The organism is Taklimakanibacter lacteus, from assembly GCA_003576695.1.
In the GTDB taxonomy this organism is placed as follows: Bacteria; Pseudomonadota; Alphaproteobacteria; order Rhizobiales; family Aestuariivirgaceae; genus Taklimakanibacter; species Taklimakanibacter lacteus.
In genome coordinates, this window is the sequence record QOZQ01000002.1 from 158,225 (window position 1) to 179,923 (window position 21,699).

Genomic DNA, 21,699 nt, shown 5'->3' on the forward strand with positions numbered 1-21,699 from the left:
ATGTTGACGATCGATGGCAGCCAGGGCGAGGGCGGCGGGCAGATCCTGCGCTCCGCTCTGACGCTTTCCCTGCTGACCGGCGAGCCGTTCCGGATCGAGAAGATCCGCGCCGGCCGCGCCAAGCCGGGCCTGCTGCGCCAGCATCTGGCGGCGGTGAAGGCGGCGGTGCAGATTTCCGGCGGCAAGGCCCAAGGCGTCGAGCTGGGCTCGACAGCGCTCACTTTCGAGCCGGGCGAAGTGCGCGCCGGCGACTATGGCTTCGCCATTGGCTCGGCGGGCGCGGCTTCTCTGGTGTTCCAGACCGTGTTCCTGCCGTTGGCGCGCCAGACGGCGGCATCACGCCTCACCATCGAAGGCGGCACGCATAATCTCGCGGCCCCACCTTTCGAATTCCTCGAGCGCGCTTTTCTTCCCGCGGTTCGCCGCATGGGCTTCGATGCGACGCTCACCTTGCAGCGCCACGGCTTCTATCCGGCGGGCGGCGGCAAGCTCATGGCCGAGATCGGCCCGGTGCGCACCGGGCCGGAGAAGTTCGTGGCGGAGGATCGCGGCACGCTGCTTTCGCGCAATGGTGAAGCCATGTTCGCCAATCTCGGTGTCGATATTGCCCGGCGCGAGGCAGGCCGGTTGCAGGAGCTTCTGGCGCTGGCCGAAGGCGAGGTGAAGATCAGGGAAGTCGAGGCTTCGGGTCCCGGCAATCTGCTGTGGATCGAGATCCGCCATGAGCACATCACCGACGTCTTCACCGCCCATGGCGAGCTTAACGTCACGGCCGAGCAGGTTGCGGGCAAGGTGGCAAAGCAGGTCGACAAATATATCGAGAGCGAAGCCGCCATCGGCGCTCATCTCGCCGATCAGTTGCTGCTGCCTCTGGCGCTTGCCGGCGGCGGGCGCTTCACCACCACGCGCCCGACGCCGCACACGCACAGCAATATCGCGGTCATCGAGAAGTTCCTGCCCGTCGAGATCACGATCACCGACGCCCGCCGCGGCGCGCGGCTGATCGAGGTGTCGCTATAGATCAGGCCAGCTCGCTGACCTTATACTGCGCCCGATCGAGCCAGGCCGGGTTGATCTCGACACCCCAGCCCGGCCGGTCGGTGATCTCGACATGGCCGTCCGTGACCGCATAGGGGTCCTCGGTGAACAGCCCATATTGCCAGGGATAGTAATCCGCCTCCTCGATCGAGAGCTCGAGATATTTCCCCGCATTCTCGATCGCGGCCAGGAGATGCATGGTGCACATGGTGACCAGCGAGAGATTGGCGCTGTGCGGCGTGCAGGGAAGTCCCGCTCTGGCGCCCATTTGTGCCACATGCAGCGTGCGGGTGATGCCGCCCAGATACATGACATCGGGCTGGATGATGTCGACGGCGCGCATGTCGATCATCTGCTTCCAGGCGGTGAATTCGCAATCCTGCTCGCCGCCGGTGACATCGATAGTGAGCGTGTCGGTCACTTCCTTCGTCTGGGCGAATTCCCAATAGGGGCAGGGCTCCTCGAAATGGCCGATGCCGTCGCTTTCGAGGAGGCGCCCGACCTCGATGGCGCGCTTCGGCGAGAAGCCGGAATTGCCATCGACCAGTTTGTCGATGCCGTCGCCGAGGGCGCGCGACACCAGGGGCACGATGGCCTCGGTGCGGCCCGGCCATTCGTCGCGGTCGCGGCCGCATTCCGCCCCCACCCGCCATTTGAAGGCGGTGAAGCCCTTCTCGTCGCGCAGTTTGAGAAAGCGGCGCGCCTCGTCTTCAGGGCTGATGTCGCGCTTCATCGAGGACGCATAGGCCCGGAGCTTGCCGGGCCTGCCGCCGAGCAGCACGGTCACCGGCTTGCCTTCGAACTTGCCGCGCAGATCCCACAGCGCGGTGTCGAGCCCGGTCGTGGCGCGCCGCAGATAGGAGCCGGGGAATTTATGCTCCCGTTCATTGATACGCTCGAGCAGGTCGGCGAAATCGATGGCGTCCCTGCCCAGCGCATGGCGCGCCACTTGGCGGTGGAAGATCTCGGCCGTGATATCGGCCTGATAGGTCGAGAGCTGCCCCCAGCCCTGATCGCCCGTATCGGCCGTCACGCGGACGAAGCCCACGAACTCATCGGCGAATGTCTCGAGTTTCTGGATTCTCATTCTGGCGCTCTTCCCTCATCCGGCGTCTTGGCATAGTCTCCCGCTCCGTCAAACTCAATCTCCATCGTCATTCATCCATGTGGGACTACATCATCATAGGCGCGGGCTCGGCGGGCTCGGCCGTGGCGGGACGCTTGAGCGAAAGCGGCAGGCATCGGGTTCTGCTCCTCGAAGCGGGTCCCTCCGACCGCAATGTCTGGATCAGGATGCCCATAGGCTATGGCCGCACCTTCTATGATCCGCATGTCAATTGGATGTATCAGACCGAGCCGGTGCCGGGCTTCAACGGCCGTATCAGCTACTGGCCGCGCGGCAAGGTCCTGGGCGGCTCGAGCTCGATCAATGCCATGGTCTATTCCAGGGGCCAGGAAGCGGATTTCGCCGAATGGGAGGCGATGGGCAACAAGGGCTGGGGCTGGCGGGATGTGCTCGCCGCCTATCGCAAGCTCGAGGACCATGATCTGGGCGCCGGCGAGCATCATGGCAGCGGCGGCCCCTTGCATGTGACGACCATCGACCGGCAGGCCCATCCGCTGAGCCGCCTGTTCATCGCCGCGGCACAGGAGGTGGGGATTCCCCCGAGCGCCGATCTCAATGGCGCGACCATCGAAGGTGCCGGCCTCTATCAGATCACCACCCGCAAGGGCTTTCGCGAATCCGCGGCATCCGCCTATTTGCGCAAGCGCCCCAATCTCGACATCGTCACCCGCGCGCAGGCGACGAAGCTCATCTTCGAGGGCAGCCGTGCGGTCGGTGTCGCCTATGCCCAGGGCGATAGGATGCGCGAAGCGCGTGGCAGGGAGATCATCCTCTCCGCAGGGTCGATCGGCTCGCCGCAGCTCCTGCAATTGTCAGGCATCGGCCCGGCATCGGTCCTGAAGGCGGTGGGCATCGATGTGCGTCTCGGCAATGAAGCGGTCGGGCGCAATCTCCAGGATCATCTCTGCTATGATTTCACCTATCGCACCTCGGCGCCGAGCCTCAACACCGTGCTCTATCCCTGGCACGGCAAGTTGCGCGTGGGCCTGCAATATGTCCTGACGCGGCAAGGCCCCTTGTCGCTCAGTCTCAACCAGGCGGGCGGCTATTACCGCTCCGATCCCGCCCGCAAGGCGCCCGATATCCAGCTTTATTTCTCACCCCTCACTTATGAGAAGGCGCCGCCCAAGACGCGGCCCTTGATGAATCCCGACCCGTTCCCGGGCTTTTACACCAGCATCTCGCCCTGCAAGCCGAGGAGCGCCGGCCATCTGGCGATCAAATCGGCGGATTGGCGCGCGCATCCATCTATCCATCCGAATTATCTCTCGGATCCCGGCGATCTCGCTGAAATGGTCACCGCGGCGCATTTCCTGCGCAAGCTCGGCGCGGCGCCGAGCCTCGCTGCGGTCATCGATGAGGAGCTCAAGCCCGGTCCGGCCGTCACCGGCGATGCCGAATTCGCCGAAGATATCCGCAACCGCGCTTATTCTGTCTTTCACCCGGTGGGAAGCTGCCGCATGGGGCCCGACCCCGGCTCTTCGGTCGTCGATCCCAGTCTGCGCGTCCATGGCATCGAAGGCTTGCGCGTCATCGATGCCTCGATCTTCCCGACTATCACCTCCGGCAACACCAACGCCCCCTCGATCATGGTTGGCGAGCGCGGGGCCGGCTTCATTCTCGAGGATGCCTAGCCCGGCAGGACGATAGTGGCGATATCCATGCGAGATTTCCCGTTTGGAACTCACATGTGGGCGAGCGCGATCCTTGTTCCTTCCCGTCTCCTCATGCTGAGCTGCGAGCGCAGCGAGCCTCGAAAGGGTGAGGGGTATGGCTTAATCCAAACTCAACGTGCCTCAGTGATAGGGGAAATGGCAGGCGACGCCGTTGCGGTTCTGCTCGGAGGTTGAGAAGAGGGGCTCGCTGCTGCGGCACAGATCGGCCGCCTTGGGGCAGCGCGTGGCGAAGGAGCAGCCTTTCGGGACATTGATCGGGCTCGGCGGCTCGCCATCGACCAGGCATTCGGCCGGATTGAACGGGCCTTTGTCGAGCACCGGCACCGCCGAGAGCAGAGCGCGCGTATAGGGATTGCCGGGATTGTCGAAGATCCGCGCATTGCCGGCATTCTCGACGATCTTGCCCAGATACATCACCGCCACACGGCTGCAGACTTTGCGCACCAGAGCGAGGTCATGTGAGATCACCAGATAGGTGAGGCCGTGCTTGGCCTGCAGGCGTTCGAACAGGTCGATGAGCCGGCTCTGCTCGGCGGGATCGAGCGAGGACAAGGTCTCATCGAGGATGAGCAATGTCGGTTCGAGCACCAGGGCGCGGGCGATATTGACGCGCTGGCGCTGGCCGGCGCTCATGCCGATCGGCAGGCGCTCGGCATCATCGTCCTTGAGCCCCACCTCATGCATCACCGCGCGCGCCCGCTCGCGCGCTTCGGCGCGCTTCACGCCATGGATGTCGAGCGACGTGCGGATGGTCTTCGCCACCGACAGATGCGGCGGCAGGCAGTTATAGGGATCCTGCAGCAGAAGCTGGAATTTGCGCCGCATGGCGAGCAGCTCCTTGCCCCGGAGCCCCGCCATGTCCTTGCCCTGGAACCTTATATGCCCGCGATCGGGCGTCTCGATCCAGCTGAGCAGCCGCGACAAAGTGGACTTACCGCAGCCCGATTCGCCGACAAGGCCGACATTCTCGCCGGCCCTAATGTCGAGTGTCACGCCGCGCACTGCCTTGACTTCCAGCGTGCCGGAGAATCGCGTCCGGTCCGGCACGCGATAGGTCTTCACCACATCCTCGACCGACAGCAGCACGTCAGAGGGAAGCGCCGCCGCGGTGGTGTTGCGTGGGACGTCGACATCCTTGCCCCAGATGCGCGGCGAGCTGTCGATCAGCCGCCTTGTATGGGCTTCGGCCGGCCTGGCGATCACTCTGTCCTTGGGCCCGCGCTCGATGATGCGACCCTTGTCGAGGATGATCAGGTCATCGATCAGCTCCTTGGCGACCGGGACCGACGAGGTGAAGAACACGATCGCGGTCGCGAGGTCGCGCTCGAGCCCGCGCAGCAGGCGCACGATCTGGGCGGCGATGGTGACATCGAGCGGTTGGGTGATGTTGTCGCAAATCAGGATCTTGGGCTGCGCCACCAGCGCATCGACGATGGCCGCGCGCTGCAGCATGCCGCCCGAGAACTGATAGGGATATTCATCGAAGCGCCGCGCCGCCGAAGGGATGCGCACCTGGTCGAGCAGATCGAGCACGCGCTTCTTGGCCGCCGCCCAGCCTGTATGCGGAACGACGGCGCGCAGTTTCTGCGCGATCTGGACACCGATCGGCAGGGTCGGATCGAAGGAGGTGCCGGGATCGGAGCCGATATAGCCCACGGTGCGGCCGCGCAGCTGGCGCAATTCCTCATTTGTGAGCTGGCTGAGCTTGCGGCCGGCGACCGCGACCGATCCCCTTGTCTGGCGCAGCGGCTCCGGCACCCAGCCGGTCAGCGCCCGGCCCAGTACCGTCTTGCCCGATCCGCTCTCGCCGATGATGCCGATGAGGCCGCGTTCCGGCACGGCGAAGCTGACGCCGTCGAGGATGGCGCGACGCTCCGCCCCGCGCACCAGCTCGATGCCGAGGTCCTCGACCGCGAGGATCGTCTCCCGCTCAGATCTGGCCGGAGAAGAGCTTGTTGCGGGCGCGTTCAAGCGAGGCTCCCATGAGATTGATGGACAACAAAGCGAGCAGCAGGAAGCCGCCCGGCATGGTGGCGATCCACCAGGCATTGATGAGATATTTCCGCCCGTCGGCGATGATATTGCCGAAGGTCGGCGTCGGCGGCTGCACCCCGATGCTCATGAAGCCGAGAATTGCTTCGAAGATCATCATGCGGGCGAGGTCGAGCACCGCGACGAAGGCGATGGGCGGCAGGATATTGGGTGCGATCATCGTCAGGATGATGCGCCAGTGCGAGGCGCCGAGGATCTGCGCGGCCCGCACATATTCCTTGTTGCGCTCGCTGAGCGTGACGCCGCGGGCGACGCGCGCATAGACCGGCCAGCCTGAGACCGCCAGCACGAAGATGATGAGCGGCACGGTCGGGCGCGACACGGTGAGGAGCGTGATGGCGAGGATGATGAGCGGGATGGAAAGCTGCGCGTCGGTGAGGCGCATGAGCAGCGCATCGACCACCTTGCCGAAATAGCCCGAGACCAGCCCCACCATCGAGCCGAACAGGAACATCAGGATGACGGTGGTGAAGGAAATGCCGAGCGCATATTGCAGCCCGATCAGCGAGCGCACGAACAGATCGCGGCCCAGGTGATCGGTGCCGAGAATATGTGCCCATGTGCCGCCCGGCAGGAACACCGGCGGCAGGTACTTGTCCTTGATCTGCATTTTCGCGGGGTCGATCCCGGTGACGAGCGGCACCAGGATCGAGGCGGCGATGAGGGTGAGGATGAGGATGAGGCCGAAGCGGAATTCCCGCTGGCCCCAGGTCTCGCGCCACAGCCTGGCCGCCGGGCTCAGGCCGCGCGTGCTGGCACGTGGCGGCGTCAGGGCGCTGGCGGTCATGTCGGTCACGATTCAGAGCTCCACGCGCGGGTCGATCTTGGCGCTCACCAGGTCGACGAGGATATTGGCGATGACGAAGATCGCCGATGATATGATCGAGATTCCCTGGATCACCGGATAGTCGCGCTGGCTCACTGCCTGCACGGTCAGGAGCCCGAAGCCCGGATAGTCGAAGATATATTCGACGATGAGCACGCCGCCGACCAGAGCGCCGATCTGCACCCCGAACAGATTGAGATTGGGCACCGCGATATTGCGCAGCACATTGCGCAGGAAGATCGTGTGGGACGGGATGCCGCGCACATGCGCCAGCGCGATGAAATTCTGCCGCACCGCGGCGGCGATGGAGACCGACAGCGAGCGGATGAAGAGCGGTGCCATTTCGATGGCGATCACCGTCGCCGGCAGGATCGTATAGGTGAAGCCCCGATAGCCGATCGAGGGCAGCCAGCCGAGCTGGGCGGTCAGCAGGAAGGCGAGCACGATGCCGAGCCAGAAATTGGGCAGCGACACGAAGACCGAGGAGAGATAGACCGCCAGCCGGTCCGGCCAGTGGCCCTGGTTGAGCCCGGCCGCGACGCCGATCGGGACGGCGATCAACATGGCGATGAGGAGCGCCACGGCGGCGAGCTGCAGCGTCATCGGCAGGGCGCCCAGCATCAGCCTCAGCACGCTGGCGCGTTGCGTCTGGATATCGTCCTGGGTGGCGCCGAGCGACATGCCGCTTTCGGCTCTTATATAGGATGTGCCGAGATCGCCCTCGAACACCTTGATGATATAGGCCAGATACTGGGTCGGGATCGGATCGTTGAAGCCGAGCTCCTCGGTCTTTCTGTCGATGGCGTCCTGTGTCGCCATCGGGCCCAGGATCAGCCGCGCCGGCGTGTCCTTCTTGCTGTCGTCCCAGCGCAGGATGGTGAAGATGGCCATCGAGACGATGAGCATGATCACCACGCCTTGCGCCAGCCGTCGCAGCAGGAAGCGGAGTACGAAACCCAATCACCATTCTCCCGCGATCGACATTCGCCCATCCCGCATGTCGATCGCTTCAGGCAGAGATCTTGTATTTATGTAGCGCTATATTGCGCCTTGGTCACATCGAGAGGGCCATTCGGATAGAAATAGGCGCCATCGAGGCTCGCCCTTGTCGCATGCAGGTTGACCGAGGTGAAGAGCGAGAAGGACGGCAGCTTTTCCGCGATCCTGGGCGTCGTCACCGTCTGGATGATCTTCTTGCGCTCTTCCGGATCGGCGGCGGCGCGTTCGAGATCGAGCGCCTCGTCGATTTCCTTGTCCCTGATGCCGTTGATGAGGCCGCCCTGCGGTCCGGCCGAGCCGTAGAACATCGAGCGCAGCACCAGATCGGGCTCGGGCGAGCCGGTCGACCAGCCGACATCGACCATGTTGTCATGCGGCACGCCTTCCTTCGCCTGGTAGATCTTCTCGACCCAGGCCGCCACCTCGAGCACCGTCAGCTTCACCGGAATGCCCTGCTCCTGCAGCATCGCGGTGATCACCTCGCCATATTCCTTGGTCTTGGGATAGAAGCCGGTGCCGACCAGATATTCGAGCTCGGGCAGGCCCTGGCCCTTGGGATAGCCCGCCTGGTTGAGGAGCTCCTGGCACTTGGCCGGGTCGTAGGTCGGATAGTTGGGCAGGTCGGCATAGCCGAATTTGAGCGGCGAGATATAGTTGGACGAGGCATGACCCGCGACGCCCATGACGCCCATGATCTGCTCGCGGTCGATCGCATGCGCCACCGCACGGCGCATCACCGGATTGTCGAAGGGCGGCTTGTTGCAGCGGAAGTGGAGATATTTGTTCTCGGTCGAGATGGTGCGGTGCGTCTTGACGCGGTTGTCGGAGACCAGCGTCTCATACTGCTCGGGCTCCAGCCTTTCGATGATGTCGATCTCGCCGCCGAGCAGGCCCAGCACGCGCGTGGTGGCGTCGCCGATATAGTTGAAGCGCAATTCATCGAGCAGCGGCCGTCCGTTCTGGAAGCCGTCATAGGCCTTGAGCACGGTCGAATTGCCGTCCTGCTTGACGAACTGGAAAGGTCCGGTGCCATTGGGATGCGCCTGCAGGCGCTTGGGATCGGCGACATCGGCTTTCGACATGATCGGCAGGAAGCCCATCAGGAAATAGAGCGCGCTCGCGGGATAGCCGCCGGCCTTGGTCGAGACGCGCGCGGTGAGCCGGTCGACGACCTGGACTTCGACCGGGCCCGGATACCAGGCGGCGGGACGCGTCGCCTGTGAGGCATATTCGAGCGAGGCCTTCACATCCTCGGCCGAGAAATCCGCCCCGTCATGGAATTTGACGCCATCGCGCAGCGAATATTCGATCGTGTGATTGTCGATGATCTTCTGGCCCGTCGCCAGCTCCCACACGATCTCATCCGGCTTCTCCGGCCGCATCGGGGTGCGGAAGAGCTGGCCGAAGATGAAGCCTTCGAGATTGATCTGGGCGAGGGAGGTATGCGAGGTGGGATCGAAGCTGGCCGTTACCGGCTCGCCCGACCCGAAGATCAGCGTCTTGCGCGTATCGGCATAAGCGCGCCGGATGAAAGGAGCGGAAAGCGCCGGGGCGGCAAGGCCTCCAAGAGCGAGGCTGTTGAAGGACCGGCGGCTGAGATGAAGTCCCTTGCGAATGGTCATGCGTTCACTCCCCATGGTTTATAAGTACACATTTTCCAACATGGAGCTGAGGCGCAACGCGACCGCTGCCAGAAGGAATATGCGTTTACCCTTTAATTGGTGGATTTTTTACAAGGCAGTTGCGCTGCAGGTCAAGAGGGATTATGCCTGTTTCAAAGAAATCTCACATTATCGGGCATGACTTCGTGAATATTGCAGCAACCATCGGCCCTCACGCCGCCTTTCATGCGCTGTTGCGCGACTTCTCCCGTTTCGGAGCGACCCCGGAAGGCGGCATTCACCGCCCGGAAGGGAGCGCGGCCAATGGCGAGGCGCGCCGCCATCTCGCCGACTGGTTCGGGCAGCGCGGCCATCGCGTCGTCGTCGACGGCATCGGCAATATGTTCGGCATCATCGAGCTGGCCGGACCTGATGCGCCCCTCGTGATGACGGGATCTCATATCGACAGCCAGCCCAATGGCGGCTGCCTCGATGGCACCTATGGTGTCGTCGCCGGCTGCATCGCCGCCGAAACCCTTGCCCAGGAAGCCGGAGCCGGCCGTCTCAAGCCCAGGGCCAATCTGTGTGTCGCCGCCTGGACGAATGAGGAGGGCGCACGCTGGCAGCCTTCCACCCTGGGCTCCGGCACCTATGTCGGCGACTTCGCGCTCGATTACGCGCTCGCCCGCAAGGATGGCGATGGCGTGAGCGTGGCTGAGGCTCTGTCCGGCATCGGCTGGCTCGGCAGCGATGCAGCGCCGGCAATGCCTCAGGCCTATGTCGAACTGCATGTCGAATGCGGCCCCGTCCTGGAGCGGCGCAATCTGCGCTTCGGCATTTTCAAGCGCTGGTGGGGCTGCCGCAAGATCGAATTGCGCATCGATGGCGCGCCCTCCCATACCGGTCCGACCTTGATGAGCGAGCGCCGCGATGCGCTCCAGGCGGCGGCGCGCATCATCACCGCGGTCCGGCAGTTCGCCGATGAGGCGCCGAAGGATGTCATGCACACTTCCGTCGGGCGCATCGAAGTGTCGCCCAATTCGCCCAATGTCGTGCCGAGCCGTGTGCGCCTCTTCATCGAATTGCGCTCGGCGGAAGAGGCGGTGATCGATGGCGCCTTTGCGCGCCTCGAAGCCACGATCGCCGAGACGGCGAAAGCCACCCAGACCGGCATGGAAATCGAGCGTGATGAATATCGAAAGCCCGGCCAGTTCTCGGACAGGCTTGCGGACCTGGCGGACAGGGCGGCGCGCGACCTTTCCGTCGGCGTGCTGGCCCTCGACACCATCCCCGCCCATGATGCGGTGCGCCTTGCCCCCTTCGCGCCCTCGATCGTCATCGCGGTGCCGAGCATCGGCGGCCTCTGCCACACGCCGCTGGAGCGCACCGAGCCCGCCGATCTCGCTTTGGGGCTTGATGTCCTCACCATAATGCTGAGAAAGCTGGTCGAGAGCGGTGGGAGTTAAGGTAGGGTTATCACATATGGAATTTTGCCGAAGCGCTTGGGAAAGAGAATGCGCTCCCTCTAGTTTCCCTTCTCCCGTCCGGAGGATGGGAGAAGGTGCCCGAAGGGCGGATGAGGGCTCTTTCTTAAACTATGTCGCTTGGGTGCCAAAGAACCCTCACCCGGCCTTCGGCCACCCTCTCCCATTGCTTCGCAACGGGCGAGGGGGAAAATTGGAGACGGCTTGCCGGGACCAGGAATTCTCACGTGCGATTGCTCTAGTGCCTGAGGGGGTGGATGTTCGGATCGGTTGCGCAGGATAGGGAGAGCATCGCCAGGCTCGCGGGGCGTGCCGGAAATGCCTGGCGCGATGCCTGCGCGCCGCATGCCTCGCCGAGCTGGCGCGGCATCGATGCCACTTGCATCATCATTTCAGGCGAGCCGGCGATCTTCGCCAAGGCCTATCATCCGGAAATCGCCCTCTATGCGCATATGCCGTCCATCATGGCGGCGGCCCTTCATGCCGGCAGGATCGGCGTCGGGCCGCGGATCATCGCGCAGGATCCGGCGCATGGCCTTCTGGTGATGGAGGCCCTGACCGAGGGCTGGCGCGCCGCCACGCTCGCCGATCTGGCACCTTCAGGCCGGCATGGCTTCGCGGTGCTCGCTTTGCGCAAGTCGCTGCAGCAGGGGCCGAAGCTGCCGCGCGATCTCACCGTCTTCGATCATATCGATGCGCTCGATGACGCCTTGCTGGCGGGCAAGGCCTATGTCCCTGAGGACTATGATCGGCTCATCGCCAATATCCGCCGCGTCGCTGCGGCGGTGAAGGCGGCGGGTCATGATCTGCGCCCCGCCCATGGCGATGGCAACGCCTCCAATGTGATGGTCCATGAGAGCGGCGCCGTCCGCCTCCTCGATTATGATCTCGCGGCCAATCGCGACCCCTATGAGGATATCGCTTCGCATCTGGTCGAGGCCTTCTGGTTTCCGGCCGAAGCCGCATCCGCCTTCGAGGCCTTCCACGGCTGTCTCGATGAAAAGCTCTTTGCCCGCGTCAGGCTCTATGGCGTCGCCGATGATCTGCGCTGGACGATGATCGGTCTCCTCACCTCGCATCATTCGCCACGCAAGGCGGTGGAGTATCTGAAATTCGCCGAATGGCGCCTGCTGCGCGCCCGCATGGCGATGCGCCATCCGGATTTCGAGACATTGCTGGGGCGTCTATGAGCGGGAAACTCGAGCTTGGCCAGGCGCGCACCGAGGCCGAACGCGAAGCGGAGCGGGCGATCGCCGCGGTGCCGTTGTTCCAGAAGGGCCGCGTCACCTATTCGATGGTCGGCGGCGGGCTCTCCAATTCCAACTGGCGCATCGAGGTCGCCGGCCATCGGCGCCCCTATTTCCTGAAGATACCGGGCAAGGGGAGCGAGCTCTTCATCAACCGCAAGGCCTCCAACCAGGCGGCGCGCCTGGCGCATGAGCGCGGCGTCGGCGCCGAGGTCGTTTATTTCGATCCCGTCTCCGGCCTCGAAGTGACTGAATTCATGGAAGGCTATCGCGCCTCGACCAATGTCGATTTCCTCGATCCCGAGATCTGGGGCCGCGTCACCGATCTCTATCGCGAATTCCACACCTGTCCGCCCCTCATGATCACCCGCACCATCTTCGACATGGTGGAGGAGCATATCGGCCAGGTGCGCGAGCTCAAGGCGACATTGCCCGCCGATTTTGCCGTCCTTCACGAGAAATACCGGGCCGCCAGGGACGCCTTCACCGCCTCCGGCCTCGATATCACCGCCTGCTTCAACGACCCGATGCCCGGCAATTTCCTTCTGTCGTCCGACAACCAGGTCAAGCTCGTCGATTTCGAATGGGCTTCCAACAATGAGCGCTATTACGATCTGGGTGTGTGGATCGGCGAGATGTTCTACAGCGATTGCGTAGTCGAGGCGATCGCCCGGCGCTATTTCAAATCGGACTCGAGGCAGCATCCCGCCCGCCTGACCGTGATGCGCGCGGTGGCCGATTTCAAATGGGCTTTGTGGGCGATGGTCCAGGAGCGCATTTCCTCGCTCGATTTCGACTATCACAAATACGGCGTCTGGAAGTTCATGCGCGCCCGCCTCTATATGGACGATCGGCGTTGGACGAACTGGCTGCATCTCGTATAATCGGGAGCGCAAGGCGAGCTGGAAATGATGGGACATGGATGGATCAGCACCTGCCGGCCCTGAGCGTGATCAGGCACGAATCCATATTGCGTGAGCTCGAGGCCTCGGGCCGCCTGCGGGTCAGGGTGCTGGCGCCGGCTTTCGGGGTGAGCGAGGAAACCATCCGCCGCGATCTGAGCGAGCTCGAGGGGCAGGGCCTGTTGCGCCGCGTCCATGGCGGGGCGGTGCGCCATGAGGTCGATCGCGAGCAGCCCATTCTCGAGCGCTCGCGCGTCAAGGCGCGCGAGAAGATCCATATCGGCCAGATCGCCGCCGATCTCGTCAAGGACGGCATGTCGGTCTTCATGGACACGGGCTCGACGCCGGTCGCGGTGGCCCAGGCGCTCGCCAAGCGCACTGTCGCCAATGTGACGGTGACGACGAACTCGCTCGATATCGGCAAGATCCTCGCCCATACTGCGGGGCTCCGGGTGCGCATGACGCCCGGCATGCTGCGCGAGAACGACAATGCCATTGTCGGCCATGAGACCTGCGACTATGTGCGCCGCTTCGCCTTCGACCTGTCGATCGTCGGCATCGCCGCCTGCGATCTCGAATTCGGCTGGATGGATTACAGCCAGGATGAAAGCGACCTGCGCCGCATCGTGGCGGCCAATGCGCAGCCGGTGGTCATCGTCTGCGATGATTCCAAATTCGGCCGGCGCGCCTCGATCATCACCTATCCCCTCGACCATGCGCTGACCGTTGTCACCAACAAGCCGCCGCCGGCCGAGTTCCTGCAGCGCTTTGACCGGTCCGGCATAGCGATCAGGACCTGACGCTTAAGAATTCCTCGCAATATCAAATAGATGAAGAAATCTGGATGACCATTCGATAGATTGTATAAAATATTCAATAGACAAATTGGGATTTCTGCTGTAGAAGACGCCGATAGTCTCAAGCGAGGATCCCATGACATCGAGCCGCTGTTCCTGGACCGGCGTCTTCCCGGCCGTCACCACCCAGTTCAAGGATGATGGGCATTTCACCCTTGATCTCGCCGCCACGGCGAAAGTCATCGAAGGCCTTGTCCGCGACGGCGTCTCGGGCCTCATCATCTGCGGCACGGTGGGCGAGGGCTGCTCGCTCAGGAGCGACGAGAAGCTCGCCGTCTATGAGATGGCGAAGTCGGTTTCCAGGGGCCGCGTCCCCGTCATTGGCGGCGTGGCGGAATTCACCACCCCTTTCGCCATCGAAACGGCGCGCGCCGCCCAGCGCATCGGTCTCGACGGCGTCATGGTGATGCCGGCCCTCGTCTATTCGGCCAAGCCCTTCGAGACGGTGGCGCATTATCGCGCCGTGGCCCAGGCGATCGACCTGCCGGTCATGGTCTATAACAACCCGCCCATCTACAAGATCGATGTGACGCCCGGGATGCTGGCCGATCTTGCCGATGTCGAGAACATCGTCTGCTTCAAGGAATCATCGGGCGACACGCGCCGCTTCATCGACCTCGCCAATCTCACCGGCGACCGTTTCACCCTCTTTGCCGGCCTCGATGACGTCGTGCTCGAAAGCATCGCCGTCGGCGCGGTGGGCTGGGTGTCGGGCCTCTCCAATGTCTTCCCGCGCGAAGGCGAGACCCTGTTCCGGCTGGCGCGCCAGGGCCGCTATGCCGAGGCCATGGCGATCTATCGCTGGTTCATGCCGCTGCTCCATCTCGATGCCCGCCCCGACCTCGTCCAGTGCATCAAGCTGTGCGAGCACATTGCCGGCCGCGGCTCGCGCCTGACCCGGCCGCCGCGCCTGGCTCTGTCGCAGACGGAAGAGGCCGGGATCGCCGCGATGATGAAGACGGCGCTCGCCACGCGGCCGCATCTGCCGGATGTCGGCCTCGCCATCGCTGCCTGACCGGAGCATGCGCAGACAAAAAGCTGAGCGTGAGGGCGACGGCCATCATGCTCTTGAGAGCGTCCGGCGGCTCGATTGCCCGGATCAGGTCATCGTGTCCGTTTCCTGGGCGCCTTCAAGTGGCTGGTGATGAAGTGGCAGGTCTCGTTGAGGAGCTTCTCCATGTTGCGCCGCGCCGCTTGCGGATTGCGCGTCCGGATGGCGGCCAGCACATCGCCATGCTGGGGCAGGAAGATGGTGAAGGATTCGCGCGCCGCCTGATGGCTGATATGGAGGCCGGCCGCGATCAGATGGCCCATCTGGTGCAGCAACGCGTTCTGGCCTGCGGCCAGGATGGCGCGGTGGAATCTGAGATCGGCGTCCACCTGGGCCGAGCCGTTGCGGCCTGCCCGCGTCATTTCCGCGAAGGCCGCGGTGATCTCATCGACATCGCTGGCATTCGCCCGTTGCGCCGCCAGCGCCGCCGCCGGCGGCTCGATCATCAGTCGGACTTCGAAAAGCTCGTCATAGAACTGTAAGGGCGCCATGGTGCTGTAGCGCCAGCTGAGCACCTCGGGATCGAGCAGGTTCCAGTGGATTGGAGGCATGACCCGGATTCCGGTGCGCGTCCTCGATTCGATGAGCCCACGCGCCGCCAGGGATTTGACCGCCTCGCGGATCACCGACCGGCTGGCGCCGAATTCGCGGCCGAGATCGGCCTCGATTGGGAAGGGCTCGTCGGGCGTGAGATCGCCTTTGATGATCCGGGTGCCGAGATCCTCGACGACATGTGCGAAAAGGTTGCGCTTCTGCGTCCGCCCCAGCGAAAGCCTTGGATGCTTGGACATGATGGGCGCCGATCTTCGGAGATTCGCCGGGGCCTTGGCAAGCGATGTCTAATTATATGATAATTGACAGGGCGTTAACCCGCTTGTGTTCCAAAGTCACAACCGTCAGTTGACTCTGGAAATCCTGCCGTAATGAGATATGATGCAGATCAGGGTTACGGGGATCACAAAATGAAGAAGCTTATCCAACTGTCCGCCACGCCTGCGCTCATGGCCGGGATGACCGCGCTTTCACCGGCCGTGGCGGATGCGCAGTCACTTCTTGATGACATGAATTTCTATATCGGCGCGACCGGGGGGTATCTCTCGGGCGAGGCGGAGCATCGCTATTCTGCCAACGACGTGAATATAGAAACCGATGAGGATATTGGCATTCTGAGTGCCATTGTTGGCATCGACACCCGCAGCGATGGATGGCTCTTCGGCATTGAAGGCGACATCGGCCTTCCGCTCGGCGATTTTGGCGACAATGATCTCCCCCGGGATTTCAGTGGTCGGATATGAACTACAACGCGCATCTGCGCGCCCGCGCCGGAAGAAGCTTTGGTTCTGCCGATGTTTTTATCGCGGCCGGCCTCGCAATCGCTGAGTTCGAGAATGAGAATAACTCCCAGACCGAGAGCGACGATTTCACGCTCACCGGGTTCTCCATCGGCGCCGGTGTGGACTGGCCCGTCACCGAACGCCTGAAGGCGCGCGTTGAAATTCTCCACGACGACTACGGCCGGAAATCCACGGTGCAGGATAACTATTCCGGCGACTGGACCGACACGACGCTGCGTGGCGGCCTGCTTTTTCAGTTCTAGGTCTCGCTGGCCAAGCGCCTTATTTCTCGGATTTCGACATGAACCTGTTTCCTCGGGGCATTGGTGGTCTTCTGTCGGGCCTGGGCGTCGCCTTTCTCCTGGCGCATGCCGCGCTGCCGGCCACTGCTGAGCCTTTGGGCATCGGCGCGACGCCGCCGGGCTCGCCTTCCTATGGCATCGCTCTGGCGATCGCCAAGGCGGTGAAGGAAGGGGCGGGGCTCGATCTGCTGCCCAAGCCGTTCAAGAGCACCGGCCAGGCCGTGCCGCTGGTCGAGCGCGGCGAGCTTCCTTTCGGCCTGTCCAATGGCGCCGAGCTCTCGGCGGCCTGGACCGGCACCAATGTCTTCAAGGATCGCCAGGCAAAGTCGTTGCGCCTGGTGGCGCGCCTGTTCCCGTTCCGCCTCGCACTTGCGGTTCGTGCCGACGATCCCGCCCGGAGCCTCGCCGATCTCAAGGACCGCAACCTGCCGTCGGGGTTTGCCACCACGACCACGGGCGAAAGCCTGGTGGCCGCCATGCTATCGACGGCCAATCTCACTTACGGGGATGTGAAATCGGTCAAGGTCGCCGATTTCCAGGCCATGCGCGAGGCCTTCCTCGCGCGGCGCACCGATGCGACGATCTTCATCATCGGCTCGGGCGCGGACCAGGAGCTCGCCCGCAAGGCGGGCGGCGTCAGGCTGCTGGACTTGCCTGCAGGTGATGATGTCGATGCAAAGATCAAGGCCGTGCTTCCGGTCGCGCGCACCGAACTGCTTGATGCCAAGGATGCAGGCGCCGGTGCCGACAGGCCGGTCCGCATCCTCGCCTATGACTTCTACCTCTATACGCATGACGGCGTGACGCCGGATGTCATGAAGCCGCTGATCGCCGCCATGCTGGAAAAGCACGAAACCCTGGTCGGCGCCTATCCGTCATTCTCCTGGCAGACGCCCCAGACCATTGTTGGCGATATCGGCATTCCCTATCATGCTGGCGCGGAGAAATTCTATCGCGAGAACCAGCTGTGGCCGGCAAGTCCCTGAACGGTGAGATGCGGTTGCCGGTTGTCATATCCGGCAGCTGAATGCCTGTGACGTACAGCATGTCCGGCGCGCGCCTGGCCGGCGCCCTGGCGGCCTGCCTCATCGCCTGGCCGATTCTCTGGGTGCTCGATCCCTTCGGCCTCCTGCAGCCCCATCTGCTGGTCGAGCAATTCGCGATTGCCGAGCTCGGCTTCTGTCTGGCCTGGGCGGCGCTGGCCTATGGGCCGGCGATGCCGGCGGGCCTGCGCCCGTTGCTTGCCGCCGCCATGCTCATTTTGTGCGGATGGCTGTTCATCCGTTTCCCGGCGCTTACTCTGTCGCTCTATGGTGAGGGCCGTGAAGGCCTCATTCTTTCCTGCCTCATGATGGCCACATGCTTCATCGCCGGCTGGTTCCTGGCGGGAAAGGGGCTCACCTGCCTGATCGCGGTTTTCCTCGCCTATGGTCTCGCGGCGATGAATTTTCCCAACACCTTGTCTTCTTTGGGCGGCAGCCCCAAAACCTTTTTCACCTATATGACCTTCGGCAGCGATGCCATCATCGGCCAGACGCTGCTTGTCGTCACTTTGACGGTCTCGACATTCGTTCTGTTCGGCCGTGCTTTCCTCCTCGCCGGCGGCGCCGGCATGATCAACGACCTGGCGCTGTGGCTGGGCGGGCGCAATGCCGGAGCACCCGTCAAGACCGCGGTCGTGGCCTCGGGCCTGTTCGGCACGATCAGCGGCAATGCCACATCCAATGTTCTCACCATCGGCAGCGTCACCATTCCCCTGATGATGCGCTATGGCGTCAGGCCGGCGACCGCCGGTGGCATCGAGGCGGTGGCCTCGACGGGCGGCCAGCTGATGCCGCCGGTCATGGGCACTGCCGCCTTCCTGATGGCGGAATTTACCGGCATTCCCTATGCCGAGATCGCCTTGGCGGCATTGCTGCCGGCGGTCTTGTTCTATTTCGTCCTCCTGCTCGAGGCGCATCGCATCGGCAAGGAGTCCGTCATGCCGCAGGCCACCGCGCCGGAATCGATCGGCCGGACCGCGGCCCTGGCATCGCTCGGCCTCTTCGCGGCGATACTGGCGAGCATCTGTGCCTTGTTGTTCTGGTTTGCCTATGCGCCGGAATGGGCCGCCGTCATCGGCACGCTCCTGTGCGGTGCCGTCGCGCTGCTGCGCCGGCGCGGCGAATGGAGAGCCGAGATGCTGCATCGGGAGTTGACGGAAGTGGCCGCCATTCTCGTGCCGCTGGTGGTGACGGCGGCCATTGTCGGCGTCATGCTGGCGGTCATCAACGCCACTGGCCTCGGTGTCACCCTGGCGCTGATGCTGGAGGAAATCGGCGGCAAGAGCCTGTTCCTTTCCCTCCTGGTGGCGGCCCTGGCGAGCTACCTTCTCGGCCTCACATTATCCACGGCGGCGGTCTACATCATCAGCGCCACCTTGGTGGCGCCGGGCCTGGTGGCGCTGGGGATTCCCGTGCTGGCCGCCCATCTCTTCGTTCTCTATATGGCGATGCTGTCGATGATATCGCCGCCCGTCGCCTTTGCCTGCCTCGCCACTTGCGGGCTCACGGGCGCCGGCTTCTCCGCCACCTGCCGCGAAGCCATGCGCTTCTCGGTCGTCATCTTCTGGATTCCCTTCGTCTTCGTCTATGACCCGGCCTTGCTGCTCATCGGGTCGCCCTGGCAGATCCTGACCGCCTTGATTGCGGCGCTGGCCGCGGCGCTGTCGGCCTGTGCGGCTTTCGCCGGCCTTCGTGCGAAGAACCTGCTGCAAGCTGTCGGCTTTGCGGTGTTGGCGGTTGTTCTTGTTGTGCCGGCCGCCCCCGATGTCATACGGCTCATCCTGGCGGTCATGATCATCGCGTGGTTCGGCCGCGGCCTGGTTCTTGCCCGGCGGTGACTCTCAGCCCGACAATATGCGGGTGCCGTGATCGGCGACGGTGGCGAACAGGGTCTTGAGCTTCTGCCGGTCGACCTTGCCGGAAGGCAGCAACGGGAATTTGTCGAGCACGAGATAGCGGCGCGGCGTGATCTTGCCGATGCGCCGCGACAGCCTCTCATCGAGCAGCGGCAGCGCGAAATTGGGCCGCACGATCAGTGCGACGCAGACCGTATCGAATCCGGCCACGTTCTTGCGGCTCACCACGGCCGCCTGCACCACGCTCGGCGACTTGGCGGTGAATTCCTCCAGCCGGTGCGCCGACAGCTTGTTGCCGCCGACATTGACGAGGTCGGTCGAACGGCCTTCGAGGGCGAGGATGCCGTTCTCGATCCAGCCGAAATCGCCGGGCTCGAACCAGCCCTCCTCGTCATAGGGCGATCCGGTTGCGCCGGCGGTGATGGAGGAGGAGGGCCGGTAGAGATCCGGCACCCTGATCTGGATGCGCCCGGTCTTTCCCTCCGGCAGCACCTTGCCGTCGCGCGCCAGTGCCCGCATCTCGACCCAGTCGGCGATCTTTCCCACAGCGCCCGGCCGGTCGCTGATCACATCGAAGGTGCCGGTTGCGGTCGGGCCGGTCTCGGTCGCGCCATAGGCGCTCACGATCTCCGGGCACAGTCTTAGCCGCGCCCGCTCGATCAGGCTGATGGAAGCGGGGCTGCCGCCGATGATGACCCGCTTGAGCGCCTCGAGCTTGTGGCCGTCGGTGCGCGCATTGATGAGATCGATCAGCAGATTGGGGGTCGTCATGATCTCTGCGATGGCGAGCCGGTCGACTTCGCCGATCGTATGGGCGGCGTTGCGGGACGGGAATATCAGCAGTCCTCCCGAGCGCAACGTCCTGAATCCGTTCTGGAATCCCCACATGGCCGACATGCCGGGGGTGATCAGCCGGCGCGCATGGACAGTGCCATGCATGCGGTCCTGCAAGGTCAGCCTGGCGATCTGCGTGGCGAAATCGAGGGTGAAGAACTTGCGCTCGCCGGTGCTGCCGGAAGAGCCGCAGATGAACGCCAGCTCCGCATGCCGGCGCTCGACCTCGCCGGCGATTTCGATATCTTCACCGGCTTCCGCCGCCCAGCTCTGGTCGAAACGGATCGTCCCAGGCTCCGTGGCATAATCGATGTTGTCGCTGATGGCGCCGTCAAGTTTGACGCCAGCGTCAATCATATTCCGGCCCTTGTCGCCGATGGCGGCCACGGCGCCGATGCGCGACAAAGCGACGATCATGCAGACGACGGCGGCGGGATGTGCGAGATTTACAGCCACGAGCTGTCCCGCGGCAACGCCATGCGCGCGCGCCTGGCGCGCGAAACGCGCAATTGTCTCGCCCAGCCGGCGATAGGTGATTTCCTGGCCGTCCGGGGTCACAATGGCGACATTTCCCGGACTGCCCTCGATGGGGGAGCGCAGGAGATCGAAAAGATTACGGGCCGTCATGGGTGCCGCTGATCTGTAGTCGAGGCGACCATGTCATAGGCGCTCCGTCGTTTGGCGCAATAGGCAAATAGCGACGTTATAGGAGCGTCTGCCGAAATTTCAGGGCTATAAGGGGTGCTTTATTCCTTGTGTTTAGAAAAAGACACAGAATCATCACCGCCAATTGTGCCGTCATATTAGGCACTGGCTCTCGCAGCAGCCGGCAAGGACAGTATTCTCACGCTTTGCCGGCATCGATTCTTAGAAGCATTCTGATCTTGTCTCTTCCACGCGCCAGCCGCGACATGACCGTGCCGATCGGAATGGCGAGCGCATCGGCGGCTTCCTGATAGCTGAGTTCCTGGACGGCGACGAGGACGACAACGTCGCGCTGTTCCTTGGGCAATGTGTTGATGGCGCGAAACACGCGGCCGAGATCGGCGACATGTTCCTGCGTGGCCTCGCGCCCCTCCGAGGATATGGCCATCTGGCTCTTGGCGAAGGCCAGGCGCACGCCCGATTGCCGGCAGTTGCTGACATGGAGATTATGCATCACGGTGAACAGCCATGGCCTGATATTTGCGCCACTGTGAAACAGATGGCGCCGGCTCAGCGCGCGTGCCAGGCAGTCTTGCACCAGGTCCTCGGCCAGATGCGCCGACCTGGTGAGCTTGAGGGCGTATTTCTTGAGTGTCGGGAGCTGCGCCAGGATCGTTTCATCGGCATAGCCGCGATCCTTGGACGCCATGGCGGCAGGAGAAATCTTGGCCGGCGCAACGGGAAATGAAACCGCATTGGTCCATTCGGTCGTCTTGTGGGCGACATGCATTGGTAAACCCATTCATGGTTGGTGACGGCAGCGCTC

General features: G+C 63.5%; 19 protein-coding genes. 11 read left to right on the plus strand and 8 right to left on the minus strand.

Translation table 11 applies throughout. The features are described 5' to 3' along the window. Positions 1 to 1,020 carry an RNA 3'-terminal phosphate cyclase gene (gene rtcA, locus DT068_RS03785; protein ID WP_119388452.1) on the plus strand — a complete coding sequence of 340 codons (1,020 nt, stop codon included), beginning with the start codon at positions 1 to 3 and terminating at the stop codon, positions 1,018 to 1,020. A gap of 1 nt (position 1,021) precedes the next feature. Here rtcA and DT068_RS03790 read toward each other — a convergent pair whose 3' ends face one another. Then, complete coding sequence (locus DT068_RS03790; RefSeq protein ID WP_119388453.1) at positions 1,022 to 2,125, minus strand: mandelate racemase/muconate lactonizing enzyme family protein; 1,104 nt, start codon at positions 2,123 to 2,125, stop codon at positions 1,022 to 1,024. A 77-nt stretch (positions 2,126 to 2,202) separates the two neighbouring features. On the opposite strand from DT068_RS03790, the gene DT068_RS03795 reads away from it, so the two are divergent. Further along, positions 2,203 to 3,798, plus strand: coding sequence for a GMC family oxidoreductase (locus DT068_RS03795; RefSeq protein ID WP_119388454.1), 1,596 nt, complete (start codon positions 2,203 to 2,205; stop codon positions 3,796 to 3,798). Between the two features lie 162 nt (positions 3,799 to 3,960). On the opposite strand, the gene DT068_RS03800 is transcribed toward DT068_RS03795, so the two are convergent. The 4 genes from DT068_RS03800 to DT068_RS03815 all read right to left on the minus strand — a co-directional run bounded on the left by DT068_RS03800 (position 3,961) and on the right by DT068_RS03815 (position 9,339). Continuing rightward, the gene (locus DT068_RS03800; RefSeq protein WP_368904410.1) at positions 3,961 to 5,811 is read right to left on the minus strand and encodes a dipeptide ABC transporter ATP-binding protein; all 1,851 of its coding nucleotides are present in this window, start codon (positions 5,809 to 5,811) and stop codon (positions 3,961 to 3,963) included. After that, a complete protein-coding gene (locus DT068_RS03805) occupies positions 5,771 to 6,679 on the minus strand; it encodes an ABC transporter permease (protein WP_119388800.1) in 909 nt (302 codons plus the stop codon). The genes DT068_RS03800 and DT068_RS03805 overlap by 41 nt, the downstream gene beginning before the upstream one ends. Positions 6,680 to 6,691: 12 nt before the next feature. Next, entirely contained in the window at positions 6,692 to 7,678 is a 987-nt protein-coding gene (locus DT068_RS03810; protein ID WP_368904411.1) for an ABC transporter permease, read from the minus strand. Positions 7,679 to 7,746: 68 nt separating this feature from the next. After that, positions 7,747 to 9,339, minus strand: coding sequence for an ABC transporter substrate-binding protein (locus tag DT068_RS03815; RefSeq protein ID WP_162913991.1), 1,593 nt, complete (start codon positions 9,337 to 9,339; stop codon positions 7,747 to 7,749). 185 nt (positions 9,340 to 9,524) lie between these two features. On the opposite strand from DT068_RS03815, the gene DT068_RS03820 reads away from it, so the two are divergent. The 5 genes from DT068_RS03820 to DT068_RS03840 all read left to right on the plus strand — a co-directional run bounded on the left by DT068_RS03820 (position 9,525) and on the right by DT068_RS03840 (position 14,823). Beyond that, complete coding sequence (locus DT068_RS03820) at positions 9,525 to 10,784, plus strand: Zn-dependent hydrolase (protein WP_368904413.1); 1,260 nt, start codon at positions 9,525 to 9,527, stop codon at positions 10,782 to 10,784. A 275-nt stretch (positions 10,785 to 11,059) separates the two neighbouring features. Beyond that, on the plus strand, positions 11,060 to 11,992 hold the full coding sequence (locus tag DT068_RS03825; RefSeq protein ID WP_119388458.1) for a phosphotransferase: 933 nt from the start codon (positions 11,060 to 11,062) through the stop codon (positions 11,990 to 11,992). Further along, the gene (locus tag DT068_RS03830) at positions 11,989 to 12,933 is read left to right on the plus strand and encodes a phosphotransferase (RefSeq protein WP_119388459.1); all 945 of its coding nucleotides are present in this window, start codon (positions 11,989 to 11,991) and stop codon (positions 12,931 to 12,933) included. Before DT068_RS03825 ends, DT068_RS03830 begins: the two co-directional genes overlap by 4 nt. A gap of 38 nt (positions 12,934 to 12,971) precedes the next feature. Further along, positions 12,972 to 13,751, plus strand: a complete 780-nt coding sequence (locus DT068_RS03835) for a DeoR/GlpR family DNA-binding transcription regulator (protein ID WP_119388460.1) — start codon at positions 12,972 to 12,974, stop codon at positions 13,749 to 13,751. 133 nt (positions 13,752 to 13,884) lie between these two features. After that, the gene (locus DT068_RS03840; RefSeq protein WP_119388461.1) at positions 13,885 to 14,823 is read left to right on the plus strand and encodes a dihydrodipicolinate synthase family protein; all 939 of its coding nucleotides are present in this window, start codon (positions 13,885 to 13,887) and stop codon (positions 14,821 to 14,823) included. A gap of 89 nt (positions 14,824 to 14,912) precedes the next feature. Here the strand turns inward: DT068_RS03840 and DT068_RS03845 are convergent, their stop codons facing one another. Beyond that, entirely contained in the window at positions 14,913 to 15,650 is a 738-nt protein-coding gene (locus DT068_RS03845) for a FadR/GntR family transcriptional regulator (RefSeq protein WP_119388462.1), read from the minus strand. A gap of 171 nt (positions 15,651 to 15,821) precedes the next feature. Between DT068_RS03845 and DT068_RS03850 the strand changes: the two genes are divergently transcribed. From DT068_RS03850 to DT068_RS03865, 4 genes are read left to right on the plus strand one after another with little or no spacing between them, the layout of a single operon-like run. After that, positions 15,822 to 16,154 (plus strand): hypothetical protein, encoded by a 333-nt coding sequence (locus DT068_RS03850; protein WP_119388463.1) that lies wholly within the window; start codon positions 15,822 to 15,824, stop codon positions 16,152 to 16,154. Beyond that, complete coding sequence (locus DT068_RS03855) at positions 16,151 to 16,456, plus strand: outer membrane protein (protein ID WP_119388464.1); 306 nt, start codon at positions 16,151 to 16,153, stop codon at positions 16,454 to 16,456. The genes DT068_RS03850 and DT068_RS03855 overlap by 4 nt, the downstream gene beginning before the upstream one ends. Positions 16,457 to 16,494: 38 nt before the next feature. Further along, the gene (locus DT068_RS03860; RefSeq protein ID WP_119388465.1) at positions 16,495 to 17,481 is read left to right on the plus strand and encodes a TAXI family TRAP transporter solute-binding subunit; all 987 of its coding nucleotides are present in this window, start codon (positions 16,495 to 16,497) and stop codon (positions 17,479 to 17,481) included. Positions 17,482 to 17,540: 59 nt separating this feature from the next. Continuing rightward, on the plus strand, positions 17,541 to 19,376 hold the full coding sequence (locus DT068_RS03865; RefSeq protein WP_119388466.1) for a TRAP transporter permease: 1,836 nt from the start codon (positions 17,541 to 17,543) through the stop codon (positions 19,374 to 19,376). Positions 19,377 to 19,379: 3 nt separating this feature from the next. Here the strand turns inward: DT068_RS03865 and DT068_RS03870 are convergent, their stop codons facing one another. Both DT068_RS03870 and DT068_RS03875 read right to left on the minus strand, forming a co-directional pair. Beyond that, positions 19,380 to 20,855 carry a class I adenylate-forming enzyme family protein gene (locus DT068_RS03870; RefSeq protein WP_119388467.1) on the minus strand — a complete coding sequence of 492 codons (1,476 nt, stop codon included), beginning with the start codon at positions 20,853 to 20,855 and terminating at the stop codon, positions 19,380 to 19,382. 217 nt (positions 20,856 to 21,072) lie between these two features. Further along, positions 21,073 to 21,663: a sigma-70 family RNA polymerase sigma factor gene (locus tag DT068_RS03875; protein WP_162913992.1), complete on the minus strand. Its 591-nt coding sequence runs from the start codon at positions 21,661 to 21,663 to the stop codon at positions 21,073 to 21,075. Positions 21,664 to 21,699: the final 36 nt, after the last annotated feature.